This is a genomic window from Paenibacillus sp. JJ-223 (genome assembly GCF_927798175.1).
In the GTDB taxonomy this organism is placed as follows: Bacteria; Bacillota; Bacilli; order Paenibacillales; family Paenibacillaceae; genus Paenibacillus; species Paenibacillus hubeiensis.
This window is the reverse complement of record NZ_CAKMMP010000003.1, coordinates 253,383-277,724: the sequence shown is the minus strand read 5'-3', so window position 1 is coordinate 277,724 and position 24,342 is coordinate 253,383. Positions and strand designations below refer to the sequence as shown.

15 protein-coding genes and 3 pseudogenes are annotated in these 24,342 nt (G+C 51.3%); 4 read left to right on the top strand and 14 right to left on the bottom strand.

The window, feature by feature from the left end; genetic code table 11:
• Positions 1–65: 65 nt before the first annotated feature.
• Together L6H98_RS07565 and L6H98_RS07560 are read right to left on the bottom strand one after the other, a co-directional pair.
• A complete protein-coding gene (locus L6H98_RS07565) occupies positions 66–2,981 on the bottom strand; it encodes a glycoside hydrolase family 3 C-terminal domain-containing protein (protein WP_236414046.1) in 2,916 nt (971 codons plus the stop codon).
• 260 nt (positions 2,982–3,241) lie between these two features.
• Complete coding sequence (locus L6H98_RS07560) at positions 3,242–6,022, bottom strand: sugar-binding domain-containing protein (RefSeq protein ID WP_236414044.1); 2,781 nt, start codon at positions 6,020–6,022, stop codon at positions 3,242–3,244.
• A gap of 106 nt (positions 6,023–6,128) precedes the next feature.
• On the opposite strand from L6H98_RS07560, the gene L6H98_RS07555 reads away from it, so the two are divergent.
• A complete protein-coding gene (locus L6H98_RS07555; protein WP_236414042.1) occupies positions 6,129–6,983 on the top strand; it encodes a helix-turn-helix domain-containing protein in 855 nt (284 codons plus the stop codon).
• 88 nt (positions 6,984–7,071) lie between these two features.
• On the opposite strand, the gene L6H98_RS07550 is transcribed toward L6H98_RS07555, so the two are convergent.
• The gene (locus tag L6H98_RS07550) at positions 7,072–8,313 is read right to left on the bottom strand and encodes an MFS transporter (RefSeq protein ID WP_236414041.1); all 1,242 of its coding nucleotides are present in this window, start codon (positions 8,311–8,313) and stop codon (positions 7,072–7,074) included.
• 203 nt (positions 8,314–8,516) lie between these two features.
• Positions 8,517–8,740: pseudogene (locus tag L6H98_RS07545) on the bottom strand (LysR substrate-binding domain-containing protein); the annotation flags it as partial.
• Between L6H98_RS07545 and L6H98_RS07540 the strand changes: the two are divergent.
• Positions 8,736–8,990: pseudogene (locus tag L6H98_RS07540) on the top strand (transporter); the annotation flags it as partial. The pseudogenes L6H98_RS07545 and L6H98_RS07540 overlap by 5 nt on opposite strands.
• A gap of 111 nt (positions 8,991–9,101) precedes the next feature.
• Here the strand turns inward: L6H98_RS07540 and L6H98_RS07535 are convergent.
• Complete coding sequence (locus L6H98_RS07535) at positions 9,102–9,566, bottom strand: phage tail protein (protein WP_236414040.1); 465 nt, start codon at positions 9,564–9,566, stop codon at positions 9,102–9,104.
• A 31-nt stretch (positions 9,567–9,597) separates the two neighbouring features.
• A complete protein-coding gene (locus L6H98_RS07530; protein ID WP_236414039.1) occupies positions 9,598–10,077 on the bottom strand; it encodes a GyrI-like domain-containing protein in 480 nt (159 codons plus the stop codon).
• Between the two features lie 108 nt (positions 10,078–10,185).
• On the opposite strand from L6H98_RS07530, the gene L6H98_RS07525 reads away from it, so the two are divergent.
• Positions 10,186–11,148, top strand: a complete 963-nt coding sequence (locus L6H98_RS07525) for an HTH domain-containing protein (RefSeq protein WP_236414038.1) — start codon at positions 10,186–10,188, stop codon at positions 11,146–11,148.
• 66 nt (positions 11,149–11,214) lie between these two features.
• Here L6H98_RS07525 and L6H98_RS07520 read toward each other — a convergent pair whose 3' ends face one another.
• The 6 genes and pseudogenes from L6H98_RS07520 to L6H98_RS31365 form a co-directional block, all read right to left on the bottom strand.
• Positions 11,215–12,315, bottom strand: coding sequence for a HAMP domain-containing sensor histidine kinase (locus L6H98_RS07520; protein WP_236414036.1), 1,101 nt, complete (start codon positions 12,313–12,315; stop codon positions 11,215–11,217).
• Positions 12,312–12,986 (bottom strand): response regulator transcription factor, encoded by a 675-nt coding sequence (locus L6H98_RS07515; protein WP_290371427.1) that lies wholly within the window; start codon positions 12,984–12,986, stop codon positions 12,312–12,314. Before L6H98_RS07515 ends, L6H98_RS07520 begins: the two co-directional genes overlap by 4 nt.
• Before the next feature lie 128 nt (positions 12,987–13,114).
• Positions 13,115–13,930 (bottom strand): ABC transporter permease, encoded by an 816-nt coding sequence (locus tag L6H98_RS07510; RefSeq protein WP_236414033.1) that lies wholly within the window; start codon positions 13,928–13,930, stop codon positions 13,115–13,117.
• Complete coding sequence (locus tag L6H98_RS07505) at positions 13,927–14,955, bottom strand: ATP-binding cassette domain-containing protein (RefSeq protein WP_236414355.1); 1,029 nt, start codon at positions 14,953–14,955, stop codon at positions 13,927–13,929. Before L6H98_RS07505 ends, L6H98_RS07510 begins: the two co-directional genes overlap by 4 nt.
• 753 nt (positions 14,956–15,708) lie before the next feature.
• Positions 15,709–15,840, bottom strand: coding sequence for a hypothetical protein (locus tag L6H98_RS31260; protein WP_290371426.1), 132 nt, complete (start codon positions 15,838–15,840; stop codon positions 15,709–15,711).
• Between the two features lie 57 nt (positions 15,841–15,897).
• Positions 15,898–16,038: pseudogene (locus L6H98_RS31365) on the bottom strand (winged helix-turn-helix transcriptional regulator); the annotation flags it as partial.
• 83 nt (positions 16,039–16,121) lie between these two features.
• Here L6H98_RS31365 and L6H98_RS07500 point away from each other — a divergent pair.
• The gene (locus tag L6H98_RS07500) at positions 16,122–16,787 is read left to right on the top strand and encodes a metalloregulator ArsR/SmtB family transcription factor (RefSeq protein ID WP_236414032.1); all 666 of its coding nucleotides are present in this window, start codon (positions 16,122–16,124) and stop codon (positions 16,785–16,787) included.
• A gap of 133 nt (positions 16,788–16,920) precedes the next feature.
• Here L6H98_RS07500 and L6H98_RS07495 read toward each other — a convergent pair whose 3' ends face one another.
• Positions 16,921–22,614: a pectinesterase family protein gene (locus L6H98_RS07495; RefSeq protein WP_236414031.1), complete on the bottom strand. Its 5,694-nt coding sequence runs from the start codon at positions 22,612–22,614 to the stop codon at positions 16,921–16,923.
• Between the two features lie 213 nt (positions 22,615–22,827).
• Positions 22,828–24,333: an extracellular solute-binding protein gene (locus tag L6H98_RS07490; protein ID WP_236414030.1), complete on the bottom strand. Its 1,506-nt coding sequence runs from the start codon at positions 24,331–24,333 to the stop codon at positions 22,828–22,830.
• Positions 24,334–24,342 lie beyond the last annotated feature (9 nt).

Here is a 24,342-nt window from a genome sequence, read left to right as displayed (position 1 = left end):
AGGGCTGCCATGGCATTGGCAGTCCTCTTTTTGAAATCGACTTTATGGTGCAGCAATTGCATGAATTACGCTAACATTCTAAACCAACTGAGCGAGATCGGACCTTGCAGCAACAGATATACATCGTGCCGTCCGGAAGGCAGGATCAATTCGCACGAATAATCCCTCCATTCCTGATACCCTCCGGCAGAAATGTCACATCTGCCAACGAGCGGTCCGTCCAATGCGTCAAGTCTGACCTCAATCGTTGCCTTTTCCGGACTTGCGGCCCGCAGTTCCATTATGCTAATACCTTCCTCCCACGATGCGTCCGCAAACAACAACCAACCCGTGTTTTCTATAACCTCGGTCGAACTTCCTCCCTCCCGGCATTCGCCGATCAAAACGCCGTGACATGCATCATAGTTGACGGCCCTTGTCAAAGACATCAGGTCGCGCGGAGGAATGGTCTCGGCAACGACCGTGAGCTGTTCTTCCAGTCGCAGGTCAGCGGAAGAAGAACCGATGATCAAGGAATATCGACCGCTTTCGATGCAGAACCGCTCCCGGGTGACATCCCAAATACGCAGTGATTCCAACGGCAGGCGGAATGTGAGCTCTCTCGTTTCGCCAGGCAGCAACGAAATGCGCTGAAAATCGGCCAATTGCAGAAGCGGTCGTTTCACCCGCGAAGTACCTGCCCTCACATATAACTGCACAACTTCTTCGCCTGTTCGCGAGGTGGTATTAGTCAGACGGAAAGATATATCAACCGCCGTGTCTTGCCCAAGCTCGACTTGATTTACGGACATCCGCAGCGCTTCATAGTGAAAGGCGCTATAGGAAAGTCCATGCCCAAACGGGTACAGCGGCGTGCCTTCAAAGTATTGATAAGTCCGTCCACCCTGAATAATGTCATAATCCATGAACGGCGGCAATTGCTCAACAGAGGAATACCACGTCATGTTCAGGCGCCCGGCAGGATTGACGTCGCCGAACAGCACATCTGCAACGACCCGCCCAAGGTCCTGCCCCGTATGGGACGTGTATAGAATCGCGGGGACTTTGGTCTGCAATTCGTTCAACGCGAACGGATAACTGCCGACGACAACCACGATTGTATTCGGGTTGGCCTTCAGCACCTCCAGCACCAATTTTTCCTGCGAGGCAGGAAGCGTGATGTCAGGTCGGTCCATCGTTTCCTTGCCATTGATCAGCGGATGGTTCCCGACAAAAACAATGGCCGCGTCTGCTCCACTGGCAGCACGAACGGCTTCCTCTACGCCGACGCCTGCATACTCCAGCTCAAACGGTTCGGCGGTCGCTGCATTGGTTTTGGCCACTTCCGCCGCGCCGCCAACATTGATTTCGTTCGTTGTTTCGGCAGCGGTTCCGTCACCAACGACGAGTAATTCGGTTTGTTCGTCCACGTTAAGTGCGGTATCATTCCATGTGGAGATGGTAGCCAATGACTTGTTTGGATTCAACGGATGAATCAGGAACACTTCCTTGGTGAACCATTCCCAGATCCGGTCGGCTGAAGCGTAAACATGTTTGTCGTCCGTCGTTAAATACCGGCCATTTCGTTCCGCCCGTAAGGTATGGCTCCCCCATCCCCAATCGGTGGTTTCAAAGACATCGGCTTCTTCCTTGGTAACGCCGGAAGCCGCGAGCGTTTCCTTTCCGTCACTGACCTTCCGTACATATTTTCCGCTTCGCGTTGACTTGAGTCTGATGCGGTCCGAGCCGCCGGAGAAACGGACCTCTGCTTCGTTTCCTTCTGTGGCCAGGCGATCCTTGATCCCCTGCAGCGGGCTGACCTCGTATGGAATCGTACCGCTGTACCAATCGCTGTAAACGGCATCGGCAAGTGGACCGATGACGGCGATTTTGCTGATTTTGCTTGCTTGAAGCGGCAAGGTCTCTTTATCGTTTTTGAGCAGAACGATGGCTTTTTGCGCAGCTTCACGCGCCAGTTCGGCGTGCGAGGATTTCAAAATATGCGACTCCCCCACTGCGGCATACGGATTTCGTTCCTCAGGATCGAATTCTCCCAGCCTGAATCGCACGCGGAACGTGTTCTGCAATGCCGTGTCGAGATCGTTTTCGGTCAGCAGCCCATCCTCAAGCGCCAAACGGATCGCCTCTGTCACGACATTGGCCTCATCCGTTATACTGTCGATACCGCCTTCCCGAATCGACCGTGCCACGGCCTCTTTGACGGTGTCGACGTAATGATGATCCCTCATCGTTCCCGTTACATCAAATGCATCGCTCACCACGAAGCCGTTCATCCCCCACTCGCCCTTCACGACGTCGTTAACCAAAGGGCTAAGATTCGCAGGCACGCCGTTGATCGCGTTATACGCCGTCATCATCGACAGAGCTCCGCCTTCCTTAAACGGAATCTCGAATGCTTTCAAATAATATTCGCGCAAATTCCGCGGATCCAGGCTAACGGAGGCCTCTCCCCGATCAACCTCGTTATTGTTGCCGATAAAATGTTTCAACGTTGCGACCGATTTCAAATAAAAGGGATGGTCGCCCTGCATGCCTTTCACCAACGCCGCGGCTAATTTGCCGGCAAGCACGGGATCTTCCCCGTATGCCTCCTCGGTTCTGCCCCAACGCGGGTCCCGCTCCATGTCCACCGTCGGCGCCCATAACGTTAATCCGTTATGCTCCGGATTCCGCTGATAAAAACCTCTCGCTTCATCTCCGATCGCGCTTCCGATCCGTTGCAGCAAGTCCTTGTCCCAGGTGCACGCCAAACCGATCGGCTGGGGATAATTGGTCGACTCGCCAAGCCAGGCTATACCGTGAGCGGCTTCCGTGCCGTGCTTGTACGGCTTGATGCCAAGCCTTTCTACGCCTGCTTGATATTGCGGCATCAACTCAATTTTTTCTTGCAAAGTCAAACGCGAAACCAGATCGTTCACCCGCTCTTCGAGGGCAAGATCCGGATTCCAATACGGAAATGTTTTGTCCAAGTCTGTGTGCATGCCGTCACTCCTTCATTTCTGTCTGAATCACTGTTTCACCCGTTCAAAAAGTCCATTCCATTTCAACATGATTTGAACGGGTGTAAACCGATTTTTGGATAGGCTCGAATATTCATTATACTTCACATCCGAGCCGCTCTTCTGGATTTTAAGGTCGTGAATTAGCATGATCTGGACAGCATTTCGTTAGAACATGATGTAAGCCGACTTTTCGCCTTACAGGATGATATCTTTTACGAGCGTCATAGGGTTCGAAAACGTCAAAGCTGATCCCCATTTTGAAAATCCAGCTTGGTTTGCAGCAGTTGTTGCAGGTCGGCTGTGGCGGCCGAATTGTTCGGCTGAAAAGCATCGCCGCTCATGTAGGAAGCAATGCTTCGGCGCAGCTGCTTTGCCGTGGGCCTTGCGCCCAAATCGTTAACGATGTCGATTCCGCAGACCATAAGTTTGCCCGGGCCAACCCGGCATTCAAACAGATTGGTCAGCTTGCGGTTATGATAGAAGTTCGGAATCACCTGTACGATCAGCTCTGCGCTGCCGGGAAATTCATCGAGACACAACGACACGGAGCGATCCAGCAGCTCCTTCCAGTGATGTTCGGCATACGATTTCGTCGGGAACGAAGCAAAGACGGGATGGTGTTCATCGACATAAATGCCGCATGGATCTTCAGTGGCGAAATGCACAGGACTCCAAAAGACGGGAATAAATTTCCCTGGAAAGGTATGATGAGCCTCGGCATTTACGGTATATAATACCGATCCGCCGTCTGCAAGCCTTTGCTCGGTTTCTTCGTTCCAAACGTCCGTTATCCATATGTTCGTTTGATCACGGGCAGTTTCTTCTTCCGAATCGCTGAATACCCAGATCGGCCACTCGTTCCGTATCGTTCCACCTTTGGATTGAATGAGAACGGTTAATCTTACGCTTGTTTTCACTTTATGAAAAGCGTTTGAAGAGATCGAGCCGATCGGAATGCCCGATCCTTGCCCGATATCCGATGTATGGATTACACCGTGGTCCAACACTTCGCCCTGCTCGTTCGCGATGCTCCATGTCCATTCGGATGACCGCAAAACTTGCGGACCGAAATGGGCAATACACACTTGGGCGGAAAACGCTTCTCCGTGTGTGAAAATACGCTTCGGCATCTTCAGCAGCAGCACCGTTTCATTGCAAAATGTCCGGAATTGTTCCGGTTCAATCAACCCTTTGGACTCCCAAAACGCATTCAAAACACCGACCGTTGCCGTGCTCTGACCCGGAAAATCGTGCAGATCCAGCAGTTGAAACCCGCCTTGGCCCGGCGTTCGCAGCGCTGCTTCGATTTCTTCGCGATACAGTTGAAGGGCAAGCATCCCCGAGCCGTAGACGAACTTCTTAATGTCGCCCAGCATCCCTTTGCGCTCCAGATCGGCTCTAATCGCTTCCAGGTTAACCGGCCTGAGCACGCCCGTATATTTGTGGATTTCCTCCACGTCGGGATATACCGCATATTGGCCGATTTCGTGACTCAGCAGCGGCACGTTTCGCTGCGCAACGGCCTCTCTGAAATCGAGCATTGTAGCGTCCGACAGTGCATCCGGAAAATATTGCCCCCTCGCACCGATTCCGTCGACCGTTTGTGCGCAAAACAAATCATCCGCCGGGTCCAGCGGCCGGTCCCAGTTCGAGGTCAGCGTGTATACGCGCCGATCGTCATTTGCTTTCAACTCCGCAATGATGCGATGAAGAAGATGGAAATCCCCGTTTAGTTCATTGCCGTTGCTGAACAAACAAAACGATGGATGATTTCCATATTCATGAATAATGCGCCCGGCTTCCTTCGGCAAATAGTCGTAGTGTTCCGGGTGGGCACCAACGGGCGTATTCCACGTGTCCAACCATGCCGGCCCTTCGGCCTGCACATAGATGCCGAGCTGATCCGCTGCATCAAATGCGGCTTCGGGCGGGCACCATGAATGGAAACGGACATGGTTTAACCCATAGTCCTTCACGATTTGGAAAAGGCGCAGCCAGACCGAAAGGTCTGTTGGCGGATAGCCTGTCAGCGGAAAGATACAGCATTCCAGCGTTCCCCGCAGGAAGGCTGGGCGTCCATTTATTGCGAAATGGGTCCCCACGGCAGTAAACGAGCGCATGCCGAAACGCTGCTTTTGCTCTATTTTCGTGGATTCCGCTGGCGTTGTCACCGTCGACTCGACATTCATTTCATAGAGATGGGGACTGAATTCATCCCACGGCTGGACATGATCTTCCTGCATATCACAGAACCATTCGAAAGGAACCGAGCTATAAGGAGGAAGCGTTGACTCATACGGATCGCTGTTCGTTTGAAGCCATTCGGAACACTCCAGGGACCGTACAGACAGCCGTGATGATACTTCCGCATGGCTTGCTGTCGTATTCGTCCACATTCCCGTTACCTTGATCCTGCTGTTGTGCATATCCGGAAAGATCCGCATTTCTTGCAGATAGATCGGATGCATCGCTTGCATTTCGATGCGGCCGATCATGCCGTTCCAGATCGTTTGCGTTTCATCGGTGTAGGCGCTTGGATGCTGGCCTAACCGATGAATATCCCGGTTATCGATACAGATCATAATTCTGTTGGTCCCGCCTGGCAGGATGAACGGAGTTACATCGAAACGATGCGGAACCGAAAGACTGTCCTGCTCACCTGCAAGATGACCGTTGACCCATAGGGTGGATTGGACCATAACCCGTTCGATAAAAAGAACCATGTGCCGCCCCGTCCACGCTTCCGGAACAAGAACCTCTTTTGCATACCAGGCCTTGCCTACATAGCTATAGCGCGGCCTCAGGGAACGCACGGTTTCGCGATTCATCTCGTCGCCCCAAACCCTCTCGTCGCCGATGCCGTTCTCCGCCAATGTGCCCGGAAGCTGCACCGTCCCCTCTTCATAGGGAGTGAGGTCGCCGGACCACCCCTCCTGATGGCCGATATCATTCGGATCCAACGCATATGCCCATGCTCCTGCCAAATTCAAACACGTCATTTCCTGCTGAGCTTTTATCATTGTTCTACCTCCACACCAAGATGGCGAATGACTTGAACACACAAATCTTTATACTGGACATCCGGTGTTTATTGTAAGATAGAGCATATGGGAAAGGAATGATGATATGGCTGAAAATCCTAACAATCCTGCTATGGCAAAAAACGATGAACAATATACGCACCCACCGGGCATTCTCGTATCGGATTATTATCGCATGCCTTACGGTTACACGTGTTATCGACCAAACGGAACGAAAGACTGGCTGATAATGTATACGCTTTCTGGTAAAGGTGTGGTCAACCATGAAGACCATGGGTTTCTTGAGTGTGCGGAGGGGACGGTTACCATTATTCCGCCCGGGGTTAAACATCACTTTTATACAGAACAACATGAAGTCTGGGAGAAAATGTGGGCCCACTATACTCCCCGCATGGCTTGGTCGGACTGGTTGCCGGCAAGCCAAACAGACGGGGCGATTTACCACCTGCAGATCGACAGCACGCAGACTCGTGCATCCATTGAACATGCATTCCGCCGCATCCTCTCGTATCGCGTCGAGCCCGTAATCGCCTTACAAGAGGAGCTTATGTTAAACGCCCTGGAAGAGATCATTTTGATTTTGGCCAGCCAGCATGCCGATCGAAAGCTTCTCGATCCCAGAGTGAAAGAAGTGCTAAATATTCTTGCGCTCCATTTTGCAGAAAACCATCTGATCGAAGATTTGGCGAATCAAGTATTCCTTTCTCCTTCCCGGCTGTCCCACCTGTTTAAAGAGCAGGTCGGAGATTCCATCGTCGCAACGCTGAACAAATATCGGCTGAAGCAGGCGGAGAAGCTGCTGCGTTATACGCAGCGCCCAATTACGGAGATTGCGCTGAGCGTGGGCTTTCACTCGCCCGATTACTTTACTCGAATGTTCACTCAATATTACGGCGTCAAACCGTCGCAATATCGTAAACAGCGCGCGGCATCCCTATAAACGGAACGTCATCTTTTGAAAAATGCTCCAGCCGAAATAAAAAACCGCTGAAACGCGGTTTTCTGTCCAAATAAAGAGCTGCGGTTGGTTATGCGATATCCTTGGGGATGACTCCGTCTTTTTCCTGCCCAAAGGGAGTATTCGGTTCATCGCTGGGTCTGGCCCACCGGATCAATGATCCCGAGATCATAACTCCGATAAGCACTGCAATCATTGCATTTAATAATCCAAAATGCTCTCCAAGGAACCCCAAAGCGGGTGGCCCCACCAACGATGCGATATAACCCGAAGTTGCTACAGCGCCTACTCTTGCCGCTGCCCCTTCAGGTTCATCCCCTGCTGCAGACAGACCCACCGGAAAACCTAACGAGGCTCCAAGCCCCCAAAGAACGACACCCATCGCAGACAGAATATAATGTTGACCCCAGATCACGAGCACCAAACCGAGAATGGCTGAAATGGCACATCCCGCAAGTACCCGCACTCTCCCATACCGATCCAGGATCCAACCGCCTGCAAAGCGCCCAATGGTCATAGCTGCAACAAACAACCCATAGATAAATGAGCCTGTTAATGCACTAACGCCATATCCGTCGACCATAATGAGCGGTAACCAATCGTTCGCAGATCCCTCGGCAAATGCCATGCCCAGAACCATGACCCCGATCAACAACGTTCGTTTTTCCGTCCAAACCTTAAGCTGTTTTTTGAACGCGCCCCCTTTGTGACCGACCGTCTGTGCAGGTTCCTTGCCTGTCGCCTCCGGAAGATATCGAAAGCAGTACCATAACGTAACGGCAATCAACAAGGCAAGCACGGAAAAGTGTACGATAATCGGAAGTTGAATCGCTTCTGCACCTACTCCAATGGCTGCCCCCACTAATGTACCTACGCTAAAGAAGCCATGAAAAGCAGGCAGCAAAATCTTGTTCAATGCCTTTTCGACCGCCGAACCTTCCATATTCAGCCCTACTTCAGCCGCACCGAACCCGCACCCAAATATAAATAGGCCGACCATGACGATCGCCGTAACTTTTACGCTCGCGCCGATGCCAATAGCAACAAACCCGATGACGATCATCAAAGAACTTATCATAATGACCAAACGCGCACCTTTGCGGGCAATGACGGAGCCAGCCGTAAGCAATCCGGTGAGCGAACCGATGGCCAAAGCGAAAATAATGATTCCCATTCCTGCCGTAGACACGTTCAACGCATCCCGGACGGCGGGAGTTCGCGCTACCCAGGAAGCGAAAGATAACCCTGGCAAGGCAAACAACAGAAATAATATATTACGAATCATGCGCTGCTGATGTAATGCTGTCGTCATTTGTGTTACCCTCCTATTCTTCGAATGTGGTCATGCATACTCCGACATTCTTTCTTTTTATATTTTTATAATACTTTTAATAAGTATTAATTTATATGAGATTACTCTGGATGTCTACCTGTTTTTTCCGCAACTCATTGTTCGCAATCGGCGAGAATATGCCTGCCTCAAAGCAAAAAAGCCGCTAATTCATTGATCCATGGACTGACGGACGATTTCGGAACGATTGTAATTCCGATGCCGGCCGCGACGCTTCCGATGATCGTTTCAAACGTGCCGAACTGCATTACTTTTCGTGGAATGATGCCCTCGGCTTTTAACCAACCTTCCAGCCTTTCGCGATAACTGCATCCTTTATTGAATAACAATAGCGTATCGTTGCGGCATCTTCGATCACAAAGGAATCACTCTTTGCCACGATGATGAGTTCTATGGTCGTGTTCCCGGGAACGATCGCTTTGCTAAGCTGGAATGCGGGCATGAAATGGCTTTCGCCTGTCAATGGCATTCTGTTCATCAGTTTGGTGCCTGTAACAACGTTCATTGTCATGGCGTTTCAGGGATATTCCATCAGCATGAATGAATTTTACGGTGCCCTGCTCGTCATTTTTGCTTTGATCCAGAATAATGTATATCAGCGCAAACCTTTGAAAATAAGCAGGTCAATTGACGCATAGCGGAAAGTTCCGTTCATTTTTATGCAAGAAGATTGCACCAGGTTTTCCCTGTACAAAAAGCAAAAAAGAGCCGCAAACGCTTGCTGCTCTTTTTCCGCATCGTCGATAAGATTAATATTCTCCCTTGATCACAAAAAACGAACCGCGGATCGTTCCGGCCAATTTGGACTTTTGCCGCGCAAACTTAAATTTCCCTTCCAGCTCTTGTGGAATCTCCATGCCTTCCGAAAGCTTCAAACCGACGGCCCGCTTCTTGGGGTCATCCACCGTATACATCACATTAAGTCCAAGGCCGTCTTCATAGAACACGTAAGTAAATAAAATATTGTCTACTTGGAAGCGCGACGTCTCCAGCGGTTTGGCTGCAAACGTCAAATCACGCTCCTCCTTTAAAATGCGGTTCACGTAATCCAGCACGTCCTGACTTTCGCTTGCAGGCGCAACCGTAAATTCATGCTTGTACTTGTTCATGAAATACCTGGCTTCATTGGCGCGCAAGCCCGCAAGCGCGGCAGCCACTGGCGACGATTCCAAACCAACCGTGGACACCTCTTTAAAATCAACGATATATGACATCTGCGTCTCTCCTTAAAATGTTTTCTCTTATTTATTTTCTGACAACCGGAATCCACATTTCGCCAAAGACCAATCCGTCCCGCTGCCCCATCTCTACCGTCGTATTCGGTCCGCCGACATAGGCCACATGATCTGCTTCAGGCAGCGCTTGACCAAAGGCAATGCCGGTGAGCAGCTGGTTGAGCTCCTCCGCCGTCTTCGCTTCCCCTTTGACGACGAGGTATTCCCCTTTCGGAAACTGGATGACTCTCGTAATATCCGGCATGGATGCAGCGGTCATGACACCCGCATAATGCATCATCTTGTTGTTTACCGCTTCGTTCACAGCAAAAATATAGTCGTTGGCGGCAATGGATTTTAACGCTTCAAGCTTCCCATTGTCTTCGATCGCCGTCCAGAAATCGGACTTCTCTTTGTTTATGCCGACATAGTCCGTATAGTCGCTTTTCAGCTCCACGCCGATCCCCGATACCGTAAAACTTTCTTTTTGCTCCAACGTATAATTTGCCATTTTTTTAACCTGCCTTTGTTTGGGTTTGATCAGGGCTTTGTCTTATCCCTTGATAGGTTTATAATAACCTTAAATCATGTCAGAAAATGAAACTGTTTAGGAGGCTGCATGAAAAAAGTTGAACGGATTAATACGATGATGCGGTATATCAACAATCGTTCCCGCTTTACCATCTCGGAAATCATGCGGGAATTCGATATTTCCCGTTCGACGGCCATCCGGGACATCAAGGAAATTGAATCCATGGGCATGCCGCTTGTGGCTGAGGTTGGGCGGGACGGCGGATATTTTGTCATGAACAACTCGGTCCTGCCAGCAGCCCGCTTTACCGACAATGAGATCAAAGCGCTGTTCATCGCCTTTATGGCGACAAGAAATCAACAGCTGCCTTATCTTCAGAGCCGCCAGTCTTTGGCGGAAAAGCTGCTTGGCCTTATTTCGCAAAATCAGCAGGACGACCTTGTCCTGTTGAATCAACTGCTGCTTTTTGAAGGAACGAACCCCCATCATCCCGATCTGCTTGACCTTTCGGATCTTCCCCATCCGATGCTGGAGCAAATCATTCACATGCTGCTTTCGGATCGCTGTTTGACGGTTGCCGTCCAGGAAGGCCAGCAAATAAAAACGGTTCAGCTGTACCTTTTGCATCTTCATCGCGAAAACAGTCTTTGGCTGATGGAGGGCTTTGATTTAATGGAGGAACAGCGTCGGATTATCCCTGTCGATCACGTTGTAGAGGCCGAACCGTTTCAACCTAAAAAAAGGGTCAGCGCAAAAAAGATCATGGAAGCCTTACACGAGCAGAAACAAAAAAGCAACCTGACCCTTGAGCTCGGCCCCAAAGCCATTGCGCAGTTTCGCAAATACCATCCCTTGAAAGCTTCGCTTGCTTATACCAATCCGTTCCAGACCACGGCGCTGCTCAAAATGTATGTGCAAGTCGATCATCCCGAGGAGCTAACCGAAATCGCGAACTGGCTGTTATTTTTAGGCGAGGACATCCAATTCAAGGAAGTGCCTGAAGAGGTGTTGTACAGCCTAAAAAACAGGCTGGGGTCATTCTGCCCTTAAGCAGGGACCGGGCATGCGGCTGACCTTTGCGAAAGGCGCTTTTTCCGACCCATCAAACGCAGCTCCCTAGCCTTCATCTTCGCCAGTATCGATTCGTTTATTCAGCGGCATGTGTACGGTGAACGTCGCGCCTTTACCCGGTACACTGGAAACAGCGACCGTACCGTCATGCATGTCCACGATTTTATGCACGATCGACAGGCCCAGCCCGCTGCCGCCCAAGGCGCGGGTCCGGGATTCGTCCGCTTTGTAGAAACGCTCAAAAATCCGAAGCTGGTCCTGAAGGGCGATACCGGGTCCGCTATCCGTAATACGGACCGATACGTTTTCTTCGCTTTGCGTAAGTAAAACATCGATTTTTCCGCCCGGTGGCGTAAACTTGATTGCATTATGGAGAAGGTTGACCCACACCTGAATCATCAAATCCTCATCAGCGGTGATTTCAAGCTCTTCCAGCTCCACGTTCATATCGATTTTTTTGTCGTCCCATTGGGGCTCGCAGGCCAGAATCAGCGTAACCAATTGTCGGTCCAAACGGTACGTGGTTTGATGTGATGCGTGTTCCGAGGCGTCCAGGACGGCAAGCTTCATTAAGTTATCGCTGAGTCTGGACAGACGGACGCACTCCGTTTCAATGATCGTCAAATACTGGTCACGCTGCTCCTGGTCCATCTTTTTGTCCTTCAGTGCTCTTGCAAACCCGATGATAGAGGTCAGTGGCGATCCAATTTCATGGGACACGTTCGAAATGAACTCCTGACGCAAATCCTCCATCGCTTTGAGATTCGCCGCCATGTCATTGATGCTTTCCACCAATTGGGCATAAGGATGTGTATGTCCCTGTCTCCCGCCTCGACGGGCAAACGCCGCATCCAGATTCACGCGAAAATCCCCTCGGGAAATACTCTTCAGTGCCTGAATCAATTCATTAAAATGCTCATTATCCCTACCCTTAACCAGTGGACCGATGCAAGTAATGCCTATACCAAAGAGGATGAACCCGAGCATGGCATTGATCAGAAAAGCGATGAGCTCATGCGGTTCCCACGGAATCAGGGAATATACGCTTCTCGTAATATAGAAGGCCGCGGTCCAACAGGCAAACAGCGCCAGGGATACCAGAATGATGTTTCTGGCCATATGAAGAAATCCGGGTTCCCGCTTCATGTCCTGATCTCCAAGCGATACCCTAGCCCTCGCATCGTACGAATGACGAAAGCATGCTCTTCCTCGGGAAACCGTTCACGAAGCCGCTTGATATGCACATCAACCGTTCGTTCGTCCCCTTCGTAATCATACCCCCAAATTTTTTCGATTAACTGATCGCGTGTAAACGTTTTGCCTGGATAACTTGCCAGGGTAAACAGTAATTCAAATTCCTTACGCGGGAGAACCATATCCTGTTCGCCATTTTTGCATTCAAACGTATCTCCCCGCATGACCAGCCTGCCGAGAACGATCACTTGTGAAGTCATGATATGATATCGTTTCAGCAGCGCCTTCACCCGCGCGACGAGCACCAGCGGATCAAAAGGCTTCACCAGGTAATCATCCGTACCCAGCGAAAATCCTTTGACGATCTGCGAGGTTTCCCCCTTGGCCGTTAACATCAGGAGAGGCAGGTCCGTCTGCTGCCGCAGCTGGCGGCATAACTCCCATCCGTCCATGCCCGGCATCATGATGTCGAGAACGACCAAATCAACCTTGTGATCATCGAGCACACGCAGCGCATCCAGGCCATCCACGGCCTCGATGACGTGCAAACCTTCTTGCTGCAAAAAATGCTTAACGAGTTCCCTGATATGCGGGTCGTCGGCTACGACCAGTATGCTTGCCAATGTGAGCACCTCCATTTCCAACCTTGCCCTATGCCACAAATCCTGTCAAGAAAGAGACGCCATGCCGAGAAGACATCACCTCTCATTCCTGACATCAAACCGCTGCTCAAATGATATTCCCTTCCCAATTATGTTCTACGCATATATGCCCGTACGGTTAAAGGTGCAAAAATGGCTACAATAACCGCCGCTCCAGCAAGGGTGGTCATAAGATCTGTTCCCATCGTTCCTTGGTTCGCCAGTTCGCGAACGGCGGAGACCAGGTGGGAGATCGGATTGACGTTGACCACCCATTGCAGCCAATTCGGCATCGTCTCTACAGGTACGAAAGCGTTCGAGGCAAAGGTGAGCGGAAACAGGACGAGCATGGAAATCCCTTGTACGCTGGATGCCGTGCGCGCGATAACACCAAGAAAAGCAAAAATCCAACTGATGGCCCAAGAACAAATGATAACCAGCAAACCAGCCAAAGCAACATGGCCGAGTCCACCTGCCGGGCTATAACCCAATATATATCCAATGGCAAAGGTAAGCACCGTCGCGATCGTGTATCGGATCGTATCGGCCAGCAAAGCTCCCGCCAGCGGTGCAATACGCGCAATAGGCAGTGATTTGAATCGGTCGAATACCCCTTTGTCCATGTCCTCTCGCAATTGCACGCCGGTAACGACCGAACTCGTAATCACGGTCTGCACAAGGATCCCCGGAATGATGACCAATAAATACGCTTGAATATTTCCCGAAATCGCTCCGCCAAAAATATACGTAAACATCAATGTGAAAATGATCGGCTGCAGCGTAACATCGAACAATTGCTCCGGAGTTCGTTTCACCTTTAATATTCCGCGGTAAGCCATCGTTAACGAATTTCGGACGGTTTGCCCCAAACTGGTGTGTTTCCTCAACTTCCGACCTGTGCTTTGTTTCAATAGTGTACTGTTCATGCTTGCAACTCCTTCACTGCATTGGTTTCCGGAGATGGATGGGACTCATTGCCGCGAGCATCCTGGCCAGTAATGGCGAGAAACACTTCGTCCAGCGTAGGCTTCTGCACGCTCATCTCTGCCAAATCAATGCCTGCGGCACGAAAGGCAATCAACAGATCTGCCGCGATATTGGCATCCGCCATGGGCGCAGTAATCTTCCCCGCTTCCGCCGTGACGTTGGATTCGGTCCGAAGGATCTGCTCGACAATCTGACGTGCCTGTTCGAGCTGCGTCATCTCCTGAATGCGCAGCTGAAGAGATGCCGTGCCCACCGATGCTTTCAAATCGTCCACCGTGCCCTCGGCAACCACGTGTCCTTGATCGATCACGGCGACGCGATCGGCCAGTTGATCCGCTTCATCGAGGTATTGAGTGGTCAGCAGGACCGTCGAACCTGATTGGACCAGCTGCCGGATCGTGTTCCACATCTGTGCGCGGGTCCGCGGATCGAGCCCTGTCGTCGGTTCGTCCAGAAAGATCAGCGGCGGTTGTGCGATCAAGCTTGCTGCCAGATCCAGACGGCGGCGCATGCCTCCCGAGAAACCTTTAATCGGGCGTTTCGCCGCATCCGTCAACCCGAACTCTTCCAGCAGGTCTGCCGTCTTGCGCTTTGCTTCAGCACGTCCAAGACCGAGAAGGCGGGAAAAGATCATCAAATTTTCGTTCGCACTCAGCGATTCGTCAACAGAGGCATATTGGCCGGTCAGTCCGATCAGCTGGCGTACGGTATGTGACTCTTTTACCACATCATGTCCAAAGATTTGGGCTGATCCCATATCCGGACGCAGCAAGGTGCCCAGCATGCGGATCGTCGTTGTTTTGCCTGCCCCGTTGGGACCCAGCACGCCGTAGATCGTACCTGCCTTTACGTTCAGATTGACTCCGTCTACCGCCCGCTTATCTCCAAACGTTTTCACGAGCCCTTGCGCTTCAATAGCCCAATCTCCAGAGGCATGATGCGCTGCTCTTTCCAATGGTTTGATCAATTGTGGTTCCTCCCATATCGTTGATAGGGGAAGAATATCGTACTTTTATGAACTAAATGTGAATGGAAAGAAGGCAGTTGGTGAGTTCCTTATCCAGCCGCAAGGATCGATCTCATGCTGCTGGCATTTTAGGATGAGTGCCTCAATGTTTTTTTCATTTCATTGCTTCATTGTGCGACTTAATAATGGGAGCCTAAACTAATATGTACTTTAATCATTTTTGAAAATAAAAAATACATGCTCTAAAGAACATGATCACGAACGTAAACGTTTAATTTACGCTGAGAACAAACCTTACCCTTAATCTAGATAAGATTTGTCCTCAGATAATTTTACAACTGCCTATGTTGCTAAAAACAGAACGTTTTCAATACAATAACCAATAGGATATAAAGTACCAATATAGTCGCAGTGGAAGTAAACATTGAATGACATCCTTTATCGTAGCTCACAAGTAACACCTCCTTTGACGTACCACAATATACTCTAAAACCTGCTCGGTTGTATGTTCGTTCACCTATAGTGGGAACTATGCCGGAATCGGAGAACAATTGAAGGAAACATTTGACCCAATGCAATTGAATAATTATCCCATCACCCACCAAAAAATCTGTAGCCGCAAACTCTTGATTCACCAACCGGAATCCATGCATCCTTCCCGCTTTTAATCACACTTCTTCGCTTCGCCGCGAGCATTTGCCATTCTGAAACTGGCCCCCCATCCGCAGGACGCTTTTGCATTTGGATTATTCATGGTGACCCCCCCCCGATCATCCCGCCTTCTTCAATACCGACTCTTAAAGACGCATTAGGCAGGTTGGCGCTAGCGATGATGTCGGCAATTTTTCGTGATGCTGTTTCGGTGACCTGAATCATTTTCATATCCCTCCATAGAATCGTTTTGTAAATCGTAATGGTTATAAAAAGCAGCCAGGGCAGTCAAGGCGACTCCTCTTCTTTATACGCAACCCAGTCCGTCAAACCGGGAATGAATGCAGCAAGCGCAGACCCTTTGGGGGTCAGTGCATACATGATTTGATGTGGTTGCTTCAAACAGGTTCTTGTAACCAAATCCTCCGTTTGGAGTTCCCTTTACTTTGTCAACATTATTGTTTAAAATGTACACATTCCCTTAGATATCATGGTTTATAGCGGAGGTCTACATGAGTCGAAACCAAACGAAAAAAGATGCCTCCACGAGTACTCGGAGGGCCATCATCAATCAATTAAAAGAACACGCGGGAATGGATGTCGTAGCCCTTTCTGCTCATTTTTCGTTATCAGGAATGGCGATTCGCCAACATTTGAATGCCTTGCAGGAAGAAGGATTGGTTACATACGAAGAAGAGGCTCGTCCGATGGGCCGGCCAACCAAGCTATGGAGATTAACGCCTGCAGCGGATCGTTTTTTCCCAAGCGGCTATTCAGATTTATCGCTCAGTCTGATCCATTCGATGAAAGAGGCTTTCGGAAGCGAAGGCATGGATAAACTGCTGACCGTCCGGAATAAAAAAATGCAAGAAAAATATTTGGAGTACATCGGCGACACTTCTGTCATCGAAGAGAGACTGGAGAAACTGGCGGAAGTTCGAACCAATGAAGGGTATATGGCGGAGATCAAGCAAGAAGACGATGGCAGTCTATTGTTTATCGAGAAGCACTGCCCGATTTGTGAAGCAGCGGCGGCCTGCACCGGTTTATGCAAGAACGAACTGCAATTGTTTCATCACGTTCTCGGAAATGACGTTGCCGTTGAGCGGGTAGAGTATATTTTAGCGGGAGGAAGAAGCTGCGTTTATAGGATTCAACAAAAGGGTCGAGTCCGATGACTTTTGTCACGAAGCCGCTCTTCTTCAAGACTTTGAATTGCATGGTTTGGCAGACATAGACAAAAAGCCGCTAAATGGGATTAGCGGCTTTTCATTTCAATGCGAGTGAACCATTTATTATGCCATGTAAATCTTACTTTTTGACCGTTACCGTAACGGAAGATCTCGTTTTGTTCCCTGCATGATCCGCCGCCTCGTAAGTGATCGTGTAAATGCGGTCTTCTCCTTTGCCTTTCCCCGATCGTTCGGCACGAAGCTTGAATTCATAATCGGGCGTGCCATACTTGGCTCCTACAATATCAGGCGAGGAGTTTCCCTTCCCTTTCCCCTGCTTAGGCTGATTGCTTGTAATCGATACAAGGACGATGGAAGCAACGCCAGATCCTTCATCCTCGGCATTTGCAGTGACCCGGATTGTTTCCAGCTTGTTCCCCTTGGCCTTTAGGACCGGTTTGTTCACCTTCAGACGCAGGGTTGGCGGTGTTGTATCCTGCTCTTCCCCACCCGTAAAATGAATGACATATTCCGACTCGCCGCCGTCTTGCCCCGTAACCCGGATCGTCGCTTGGCCAGGCATGGAATCGGCCTGCTCAATGTGCACTTTGGCCTTCGCAGAAGCGGCTTCCGCCGTCACGACAGGCAGCTCACCTGCGTCCGCAACCACCAACGAATACTCCTTGCGAGTCGGATCGAAATCCGCTACAGGCTCGCCATCCACGAATACCTTTGACAACTCTCTGTTGGCGTCAACCCATGAAAGTTTAGAAGCAGGATTCCAGCCGTCGTCTCCGGCCAAATGCCGGACAGGAAGATATTCGGCCGCTTCTTCTGCCGTCAGCTGGCTGGACCAGTTGTAACGGCTTTTGGCCGCCGCACCCGGACCATAACTGGCGTATTCGGCGAAACGGGCCGTCCGTTCGTTATCTGTATTGCCCCAATTGTTCCAACCTGACGGACTGATATGATCATCCATGTAGTTGTTGATGTAGACGACGTTGGCATTAGGCCGCCATGGTCTTCCAAGAGCCACTTTGCCGGTTAGGCCCGGCTCGGCCGTGATTCGGCTGCCCAGGAACACATAACCGGGTTTTCCTTCAGCCGTCGAAGCTGCCGTCACATAGCCGCTGCTCAGGCTGTGAATGATGCTGTTCTCGAACATTGCCGCTGCGTTGCCGAAAATGAAATCGACGTCGCCTTCGATGTAACTATCCACATAGTATTGTCTGCCGTCGTTGACGTAGAGCGTATCCTGCCATCCCTTCAGGCTGACATCCCGGAACACGAGACGGTCGCCGCGGGCAAAGAGGGCCACGGCCTGCCCGGCATTGTCGCCGGCATCATTCTGGATCGTCAGATGTTCGGCCGTAAAATCGTTCGTTTGCACCCGGAAGCTGTAGCTGTTCGAAGTACCCAGCGGGTTGCCGGCCGCATCCAGCGTGCTGGCCGAATCGCCGTAGACCAGGACGGTTCCTTCACGGCTCTCGCCAATCATCCGCAAATTCGTCTTGCTGGAAGGCACGTTCAGCTTCTCGCGGTATGTTCCATCCTGAATCCGGATGATGGTCGGCGTCGGACTTTGATCCGGCACCGCATCGATGGCATCCTGAACCCGTTCGAATTGCGCGCTGCCATCGGAAGCCACGGTCAGTACGGGCGCAGGAATTTCCGATACCGGAACGGACGACATGCTTTCCCCTGCCTCATTGTGCGCCGTGACGACATAGTAGTACGTGCTGCCATTGTCCAGCTCTAAATCGGTATACGTTGTCCCGTTCAAATCCGAGGCAATCGGTACGAACGGTCCTTCCGGCAAATGACTGCGTTTAACGGCATAACCGTCTGCCCCCTCTGCTTCGTTCCAACGGAGAACAACGCCGCCGTCCTGCGCTTCGGCCATGAGCCCCGACGGGATTTGAGGCGTGCCGTCATTCGCGGCGGGGCGGGTTCCCGCCGTTGTTGAATCCAAGCTGTGTATATGACCGCTCACCGCAACTACTTTATAGTAGTATGGCTGGCCATTTCGAAGGCCGGTGTCTGTGTAGGAGGTTCCTGTTTCGCCTTCAGCGATGATTTCATATGGCCCCTCCGCCGAATCTGCCCGCTTAATGAGATACGCTGCCGCTCCTTCCACCGGTTCCCATACAAGACGGACCGCATTCGGCAGCGACTCTACTGCTGCTGTTGGCGTGGACAACGCTGCCGTCGGCGTCACGGCGACCGGGACGGCATCAGCTCCCTCTCCTCCGATGCCGGTCGCAGACACGACGTAATAATATGTCGTGCCATTCTCCAATCCGCCATCCCGATAGAAAGGCCGCGTCGTGCGGGAAGCCACGGTGACAAAAGGGCCTTCTTCCCGGGTACCGCGTTTAACCGTGTAGTAACTCGCCTGGTCCACCCCCAGCCATGTCAGCTCTGCTTGAGAATCTCTCGCCAAGGCTTGCAAGTTTTCGGGGGCATCCGGTCTTACGGCATCTTCCGATGGCGTCACTTGGACTTGGTTGGAAGGTCCGCTCTCGCCTAACGGGCCTGTTGCAGTGATCACATAAGAATAGGTCGTGCCATTGACGACGGTTTCGTCGATATAATGGGTTTCGGCCACGTTCGAAGCGACAAGTTCATGCTCGGAACCTTGTTGATCGCTGCGTTTGACATTGTACGTCGAAGCCCCCTCCGTTTCTTCCCAATCCAGCCGGACCATGCCGTTCCCGGGCTGGGCCACGAGTCCCTTGGGCGTGGCGACGGGTTCAACATAGAGGCGAATGTTGTCGTAATAAATGGTTCCTTTGCCCGTGCCCGGCGTTCTTGCCGAAATCCGGCCAATTCCTTCGCCGGTTACGTCGGCCTGGAAAGGAACGTTGTCCGCAACGCGTACGTTGTCGATATAAATATCGGCTTTCTGAGAGGCGGCATTGACCGTGATTTTCAGGTTGTACCATTGATTGGCGGCAGGCACATCCATCAATTTGTGATCTGCTCCGTCTTTTTTGTACACCAACGTATACTGATCTTCGGCCACGGGAGCGGACGGTTTGCGGATTTCGATGGATAGCGCCGTACGACTTCCCGAGCTGTTCTGCAGCTGCAGGAGATATGAAGTTCCCGGCCATCCCGGCGACATGATATCCGTTTCGAAAACAAAGTTTCCCTGCTGAGGCTGGAACGCGCGAATGAATTGCGTTGTGCCCGGCGCATTGTCGTAGAGCATCAACGCTTTGGCCGATGAGTTGCCGCTTGTTCCGGAAGGAACGCCTGCGATGACCACTTTGTGGTCTGCATCCTGCGGATCCGGCGACACTACATATCCCGTTGGCGTTGTATCGGTCTCCTGCTCCTCAAAGTCCTCGTCGATATAATAGATCGTTTCCAAATCCCCTTCGGGCACGGCGCTGGCTTCGCTCGAATCCAGGCTGATGCCCTTGTCATTCTCGGCTTTGACAACATAGTAATACGTTTTGCCCACCGTCAAATTTGAATCTGTGTATGAATTGGAGCCGAGGCCCTGCTGCAATTTCGTATAAGGTCCGCCGGAAATTTCGGAGCGGAATACCGAGTACGAGCTTGCGTTTTCCACCTCATCCCATGTTAATACCACGGATTTGGGACCGGGTTCTGCAGAAAGATGGCTCGGTGGCAATGGGAAATCGGCAGGTAGCTCATGGACTGCAGCATTCGAAAACACCGACGTATTCAGTTTATCCACCTCGTCGTCCGGCTTGGACGCGTCTGCAGCCAGACCGATGTATACCGGTTCATCCTTGGAGAAATAGACGGAATCCGTGACAGACCAATCATTGCCGTCTTTGGATACCGACGAGGTCACCCGATCCCCGAGCCGAACGAGCTTTACCCAGTAAGGGAGGCCGATAAAGGTTTCCGTTTCTTTGTAGATAACATTTTCTCCCGCGTTTTCACGTGTCAATCCAACCGCTTTTTGCCCGCCTTTGGCATAAGAGACCATGAGTGCGGCAAATGGAGCAGACGGTTCCAGCCCGCCACGGATCATCACGCCGGCTTCCGCTCCGTCATCCGTGGCTGTTACGCGTTCCACCTTGGCTACAATCTCGCCGTTGCCTTCCAAGGTTTGATAAGCGTAATGAAAATGATCAGCATCTCCATGAATATCGCCTGCCGATTTGACGGTGATATCGGTCACGCTTGAACCGATCTGCGTTTGTCCGGCAATGCCCGGCGTCCCGATATCCGTGGATTGCCATGGGGCAATGTCGCTTTCTTTATGGACATGAACCGTGACATTGTTGGATTGGGTCGCCGTTCCTGTGTCGTCGATGGCGCGAACCGTCAGATAGTGCGTTCCGTCCTGAACATTTTCCCATGTAAAGGTATACGGAGCCGTATCATCTTCACCTAATTTGAGGTCGTTTTGGTAAAACTCCACCTTGGACACCGTACCGTCTGAATCGGATGCCGAAGCTGTGATCTCGACAGAAGCTCCTTCCGTCGTGATGGTATGGTTGGCAGGCGAATCGATCGTCACTGCCGGGTTGGCCGAGCCGTTGCCGACAATGCCGTTCAGGTAAACTTCAAGATAGGTATAACCGGATTCGTGTATTCCGTTCCGGTCGTTCGGATCATCGGGATTCAGCCCCATGCTGATTTCCCAATCATCCGGCATGCCGTCGCGGTCACGATCAGCCAACGTGGATACGGCTTCCTCGAATTCGAGGTATCCTCCGACTTCTTTTTGCGAATTGATGTGCTGCCCGGTGCGGTTTTTGACGTCGTTCACGATTCTGGCATCGATGGCATCCCTGCGGGGTAGAACGGCTCCCGCTTCGGCAAGGACGCGTTCATATGCGGTTTCTGCATCGTCAACAGGCGAAGGATGGGCCATCTCCACTGGAGAGGACAATTTGGACTCCGGGTTTGCCAGTTCGCCGACGCCAAGCCAGTTGTCTGCCGTGACTTCAGGGAAACCGTCCACGACATTGCCTCCGACATAGAGGCGTGTATTGGGGCTCACATCGAGAAAAACCTGATCCCGAGCCGAACGATACGTGTTTGGCCCGTATTTGTAATAATTGTTCATCAAATTATAATTGCCTTCTTCACCGCCATAGGCTGAGAAAAATCCCCAGTTATAAACGACGTTGTTGTACGATTCGGTGTTGAAACCGGGGGAACCGGCGAATCTCGGGTTACGGCTTACGTTGTGGGCGATGATGTTGTGATGGAAAGAAGCGTTGTTGCCGCCCCAGATGCCCGCGTAGCCATGTCTTCCCTTCTGGTGGGTAGTCATCAGCATGCTTTCGGCAATGACGGACCATTGTACGGTCGTATTTTCGTTGACGTACATGCTGAGTACTTCATCGACAGACCAAGCGAACGAGCAATGGTCGATGATAATGTTTTTGTGGTAACGCCCACCGAACACGTCATCCTCGCTGGGATGTTTGTCTCCAAGGCGAAAACGCATATGTCTCACGATAATGTTATCGGCTTGAAACGTGGTCCAATAATCCGAAACGGTGATGCCTTCGCCGGGAGCCGTCTGGCCCGCAAGAGTAAGGTTGGAGCCCGTGATGGCCAGCGGGGATTCAAGATGAATCGTGCCGCCGACCCGGAACACCACTGTAGTGTCATTTTGACTGACCGCTTCGCGCAGGGAACCGGGGCCGGAATCCGCCAAGGTCGTTACTTCGTACACCGCGCCTCCCCTGCCGCCGGTTACATATTTTCCGCCGCCTTCAGCTCCGGGAAAGGCAGGCAATGAACCGGCCTCGTTCGCTTCTTCCGCAGCAGCCATCGCTGGAAGCAGACTGAATAGCATGGATATGACCAAAACGAGTGACACAATCCTTTTCAAAAGAATCTTCCTCCTCCGGTATCGTCTATTCGGTTCAATGCCGTGTTTGCCGAGAGGCAGCTAACCTTTCAGCAGCCAAACATCACCTCCTTAGCGAATGAAGGCACAGCCAATGAACAAGATATGAACTCGCTGCATCTTTAAAAAAGCCCGTTTCGTCAATCCTCCTTTGAACGTACGATCCGGGCCGTTGACTCTCCTTATTGTTCTGCTTTACTTGCTCCCCTGCACGGCTTGGTATGCCGCCTCGTATTCCGCAATGATTTTGTCGCCGCCTGATGATCTCCAGGTGTTCACCGCGTCACGGAAGCCGTTCAGGTCAGTCTTGCCCAGAATGTATTTATAGGTGGCATCCGTAATAATCTTTTGCAATTCGGAGCCTTGCTCCGAAAACGTCGGCGATTCCAGTGAGTACATCGGATTGAGCACGGCATACTTGGTGTTTTCCTCGATCAATCGCGTGGATTCGATGCGCAGCGGGTCTGCGTCCTGAATGCTGTACCCGTTCTCGTTCGGCCGGGATGACGAAAAGGGTTGAACCTCTTGCTCCCAAAGCTTGGTGTCAATGATGGTCGCCCCGTTGTTGGCATCCAGGCTGTAATGCACGTCTTTGATGCCATACGTCATTAACGTGTAGATTTCTTCGCTCATGAGATCATCCATAAATTTCAGCACCCGCTTTAATTCGGCTTCGTCCTTCACTTCTGATTTTGGGAACGCAAGCAGTCCGCCTACGCCGTTGGATGTGGACCAAATGGCCCGATCGCTTTCGTTGCCCGTGGACGTGATATCGTTCACCATAACGAGTTCCATGTCATCTTGAACGCCTTTGGCCAGATTAAGCAGACCTTTGCTATCAAATAAAGCGCCTACGTAAATGCCGGCTTTGCCTTGCGCGAAGCCCTCTTGTTGATCCTTTTTCGCCGTGACCGCGAAATCCTGATTGATGTAGCCGTTGTCATACAGCTCCTTCATGAAATCCATCGCCTGGATGTACCCCTCCGATTCGAATTCGGGCGTCACTTTGCCATCCTCGCTGACGGCCCAGCTGCTAGGCGTTCCGAAGTAGGAACCCAGCGTTTTGAATGCTCCAAACACGAGATCGCTGCGGTCCATGAACCCTGTCGTGTCTTTGACCCCATTGCCGTCAGGATCTTGTTCGGTAAACGCTTTGGCTACCTGCATCAGTTCTGCCGTCGTTTTGGGCACAGGCAATCCGAGTCGGTCCAGCCAATCTTTGCGAATGATGACGCCGTTGCGCGCAACCTGTTTTTGCATCGGGATCCCGTACAGCTTTCCTTCAATGGAAGCGGAATTCCGCATGTCTTGGGAGATTCCTTTCAAGTTCGGGAATTCATCCAGATAGGGTCCAACTTCCCAGAAAACTCCGGCTTTTAGCGCGTTTCGAACCGACGAGTTTTCCAGAATCGTCAGCGAAACGATATCAGCCAGGGAACCCGAAGCCAGCGAGGTATTCAGGCGCTCTTCCTTTGAAGCATCCGGTATCCAGGAAAACTGGATATCCGCATTCGTCAGCTCTTCGATTTTGTCAAGCACCGTGTCCGTTGGCGGCGAAGCCGTATGCATGATGTTCAGCCAAGTAATGGTCGTTTTGCCATCGGCATTGGTTCCTGTTTCACTTTTCCCTCCGGAGCACGCGGAGAGCATCAGACTGCCGCAAATCGTAAGCGCTATCAACTTTGCATAGCCAAATTTCATGGTTCATTC

Bases quoted from the DNA above. Each gene is read 5' to 3' on its own strand.
- L6H98_RS07565 (WP_236414046.1), bottom strand. From the start codon at position 2,981: ATGCACACAGACTTGGACAAAACATTTCCGTATTGGAATCCGGATCTT.
- L6H98_RS07560 (WP_236414044.1), bottom strand. From the start codon at position 6,022: ATGATAAAAGCTCAGCAGGAAATGACGTGTTTGAATTTGGCAGGAGCA.
- L6H98_RS07555 (WP_236414042.1), top strand. From the start codon at position 6,129: ATGGCTGAAAATCCTAACAATCCTGCTATGGCAAAAAACGATGAACAA.
- L6H98_RS07550 (WP_236414041.1), bottom strand. From the start codon at position 8,313: ATGACGACAGCATTACATCAGCAGCGCATGATTCGTAATATATTATTT.
- L6H98_RS07535 (WP_236414040.1), bottom strand. From the start codon at position 9,566: ATGTCATATATCGTTGATTTTAAAGAGGTGTCCACGGTTGGTTTGGAA.
- L6H98_RS07530 (WP_236414039.1), bottom strand. From the start codon at position 10,077: ATGGCAAATTATACGTTGGAGCAAAAAGAAAGTTTTACGGTATCGGGG.
- L6H98_RS07525 (WP_236414038.1), top strand. From the start codon at position 10,186: ATGAAAAAAGTTGAACGGATTAATACGATGATGCGGTATATCAACAAT.
- L6H98_RS07520 (WP_236414036.1), bottom strand. From the start codon at position 12,315: ATGAAGCGGGAACCCGGATTTCTTCATATGGCCAGAAACATCATTCTG.
- L6H98_RS07510 (WP_236414033.1), bottom strand. From the start codon at position 13,930: ATGAACAGTACACTATTGAAACAAAGCACAGGTCGGAAGTTGAGGAAA.
- L6H98_RS31260 (WP_290371426.1), bottom strand. From the start codon at position 15,840: ATGAAAATGATTCAGGTCACCGAAACAGCATCACGAAAAATTGCCGAC.
- L6H98_RS07500 (WP_236414032.1), top strand. From the start codon at position 16,122: ATGAGTCGAAACCAAACGAAAAAAGATGCCTCCACGAGTACTCGGAGG.
- L6H98_RS07490 (WP_236414030.1), bottom strand. From the start codon at position 24,333: ATGAAATTTGGCTATGCAAAGTTGATAGCGCTTACGATTTGCGGCAGT.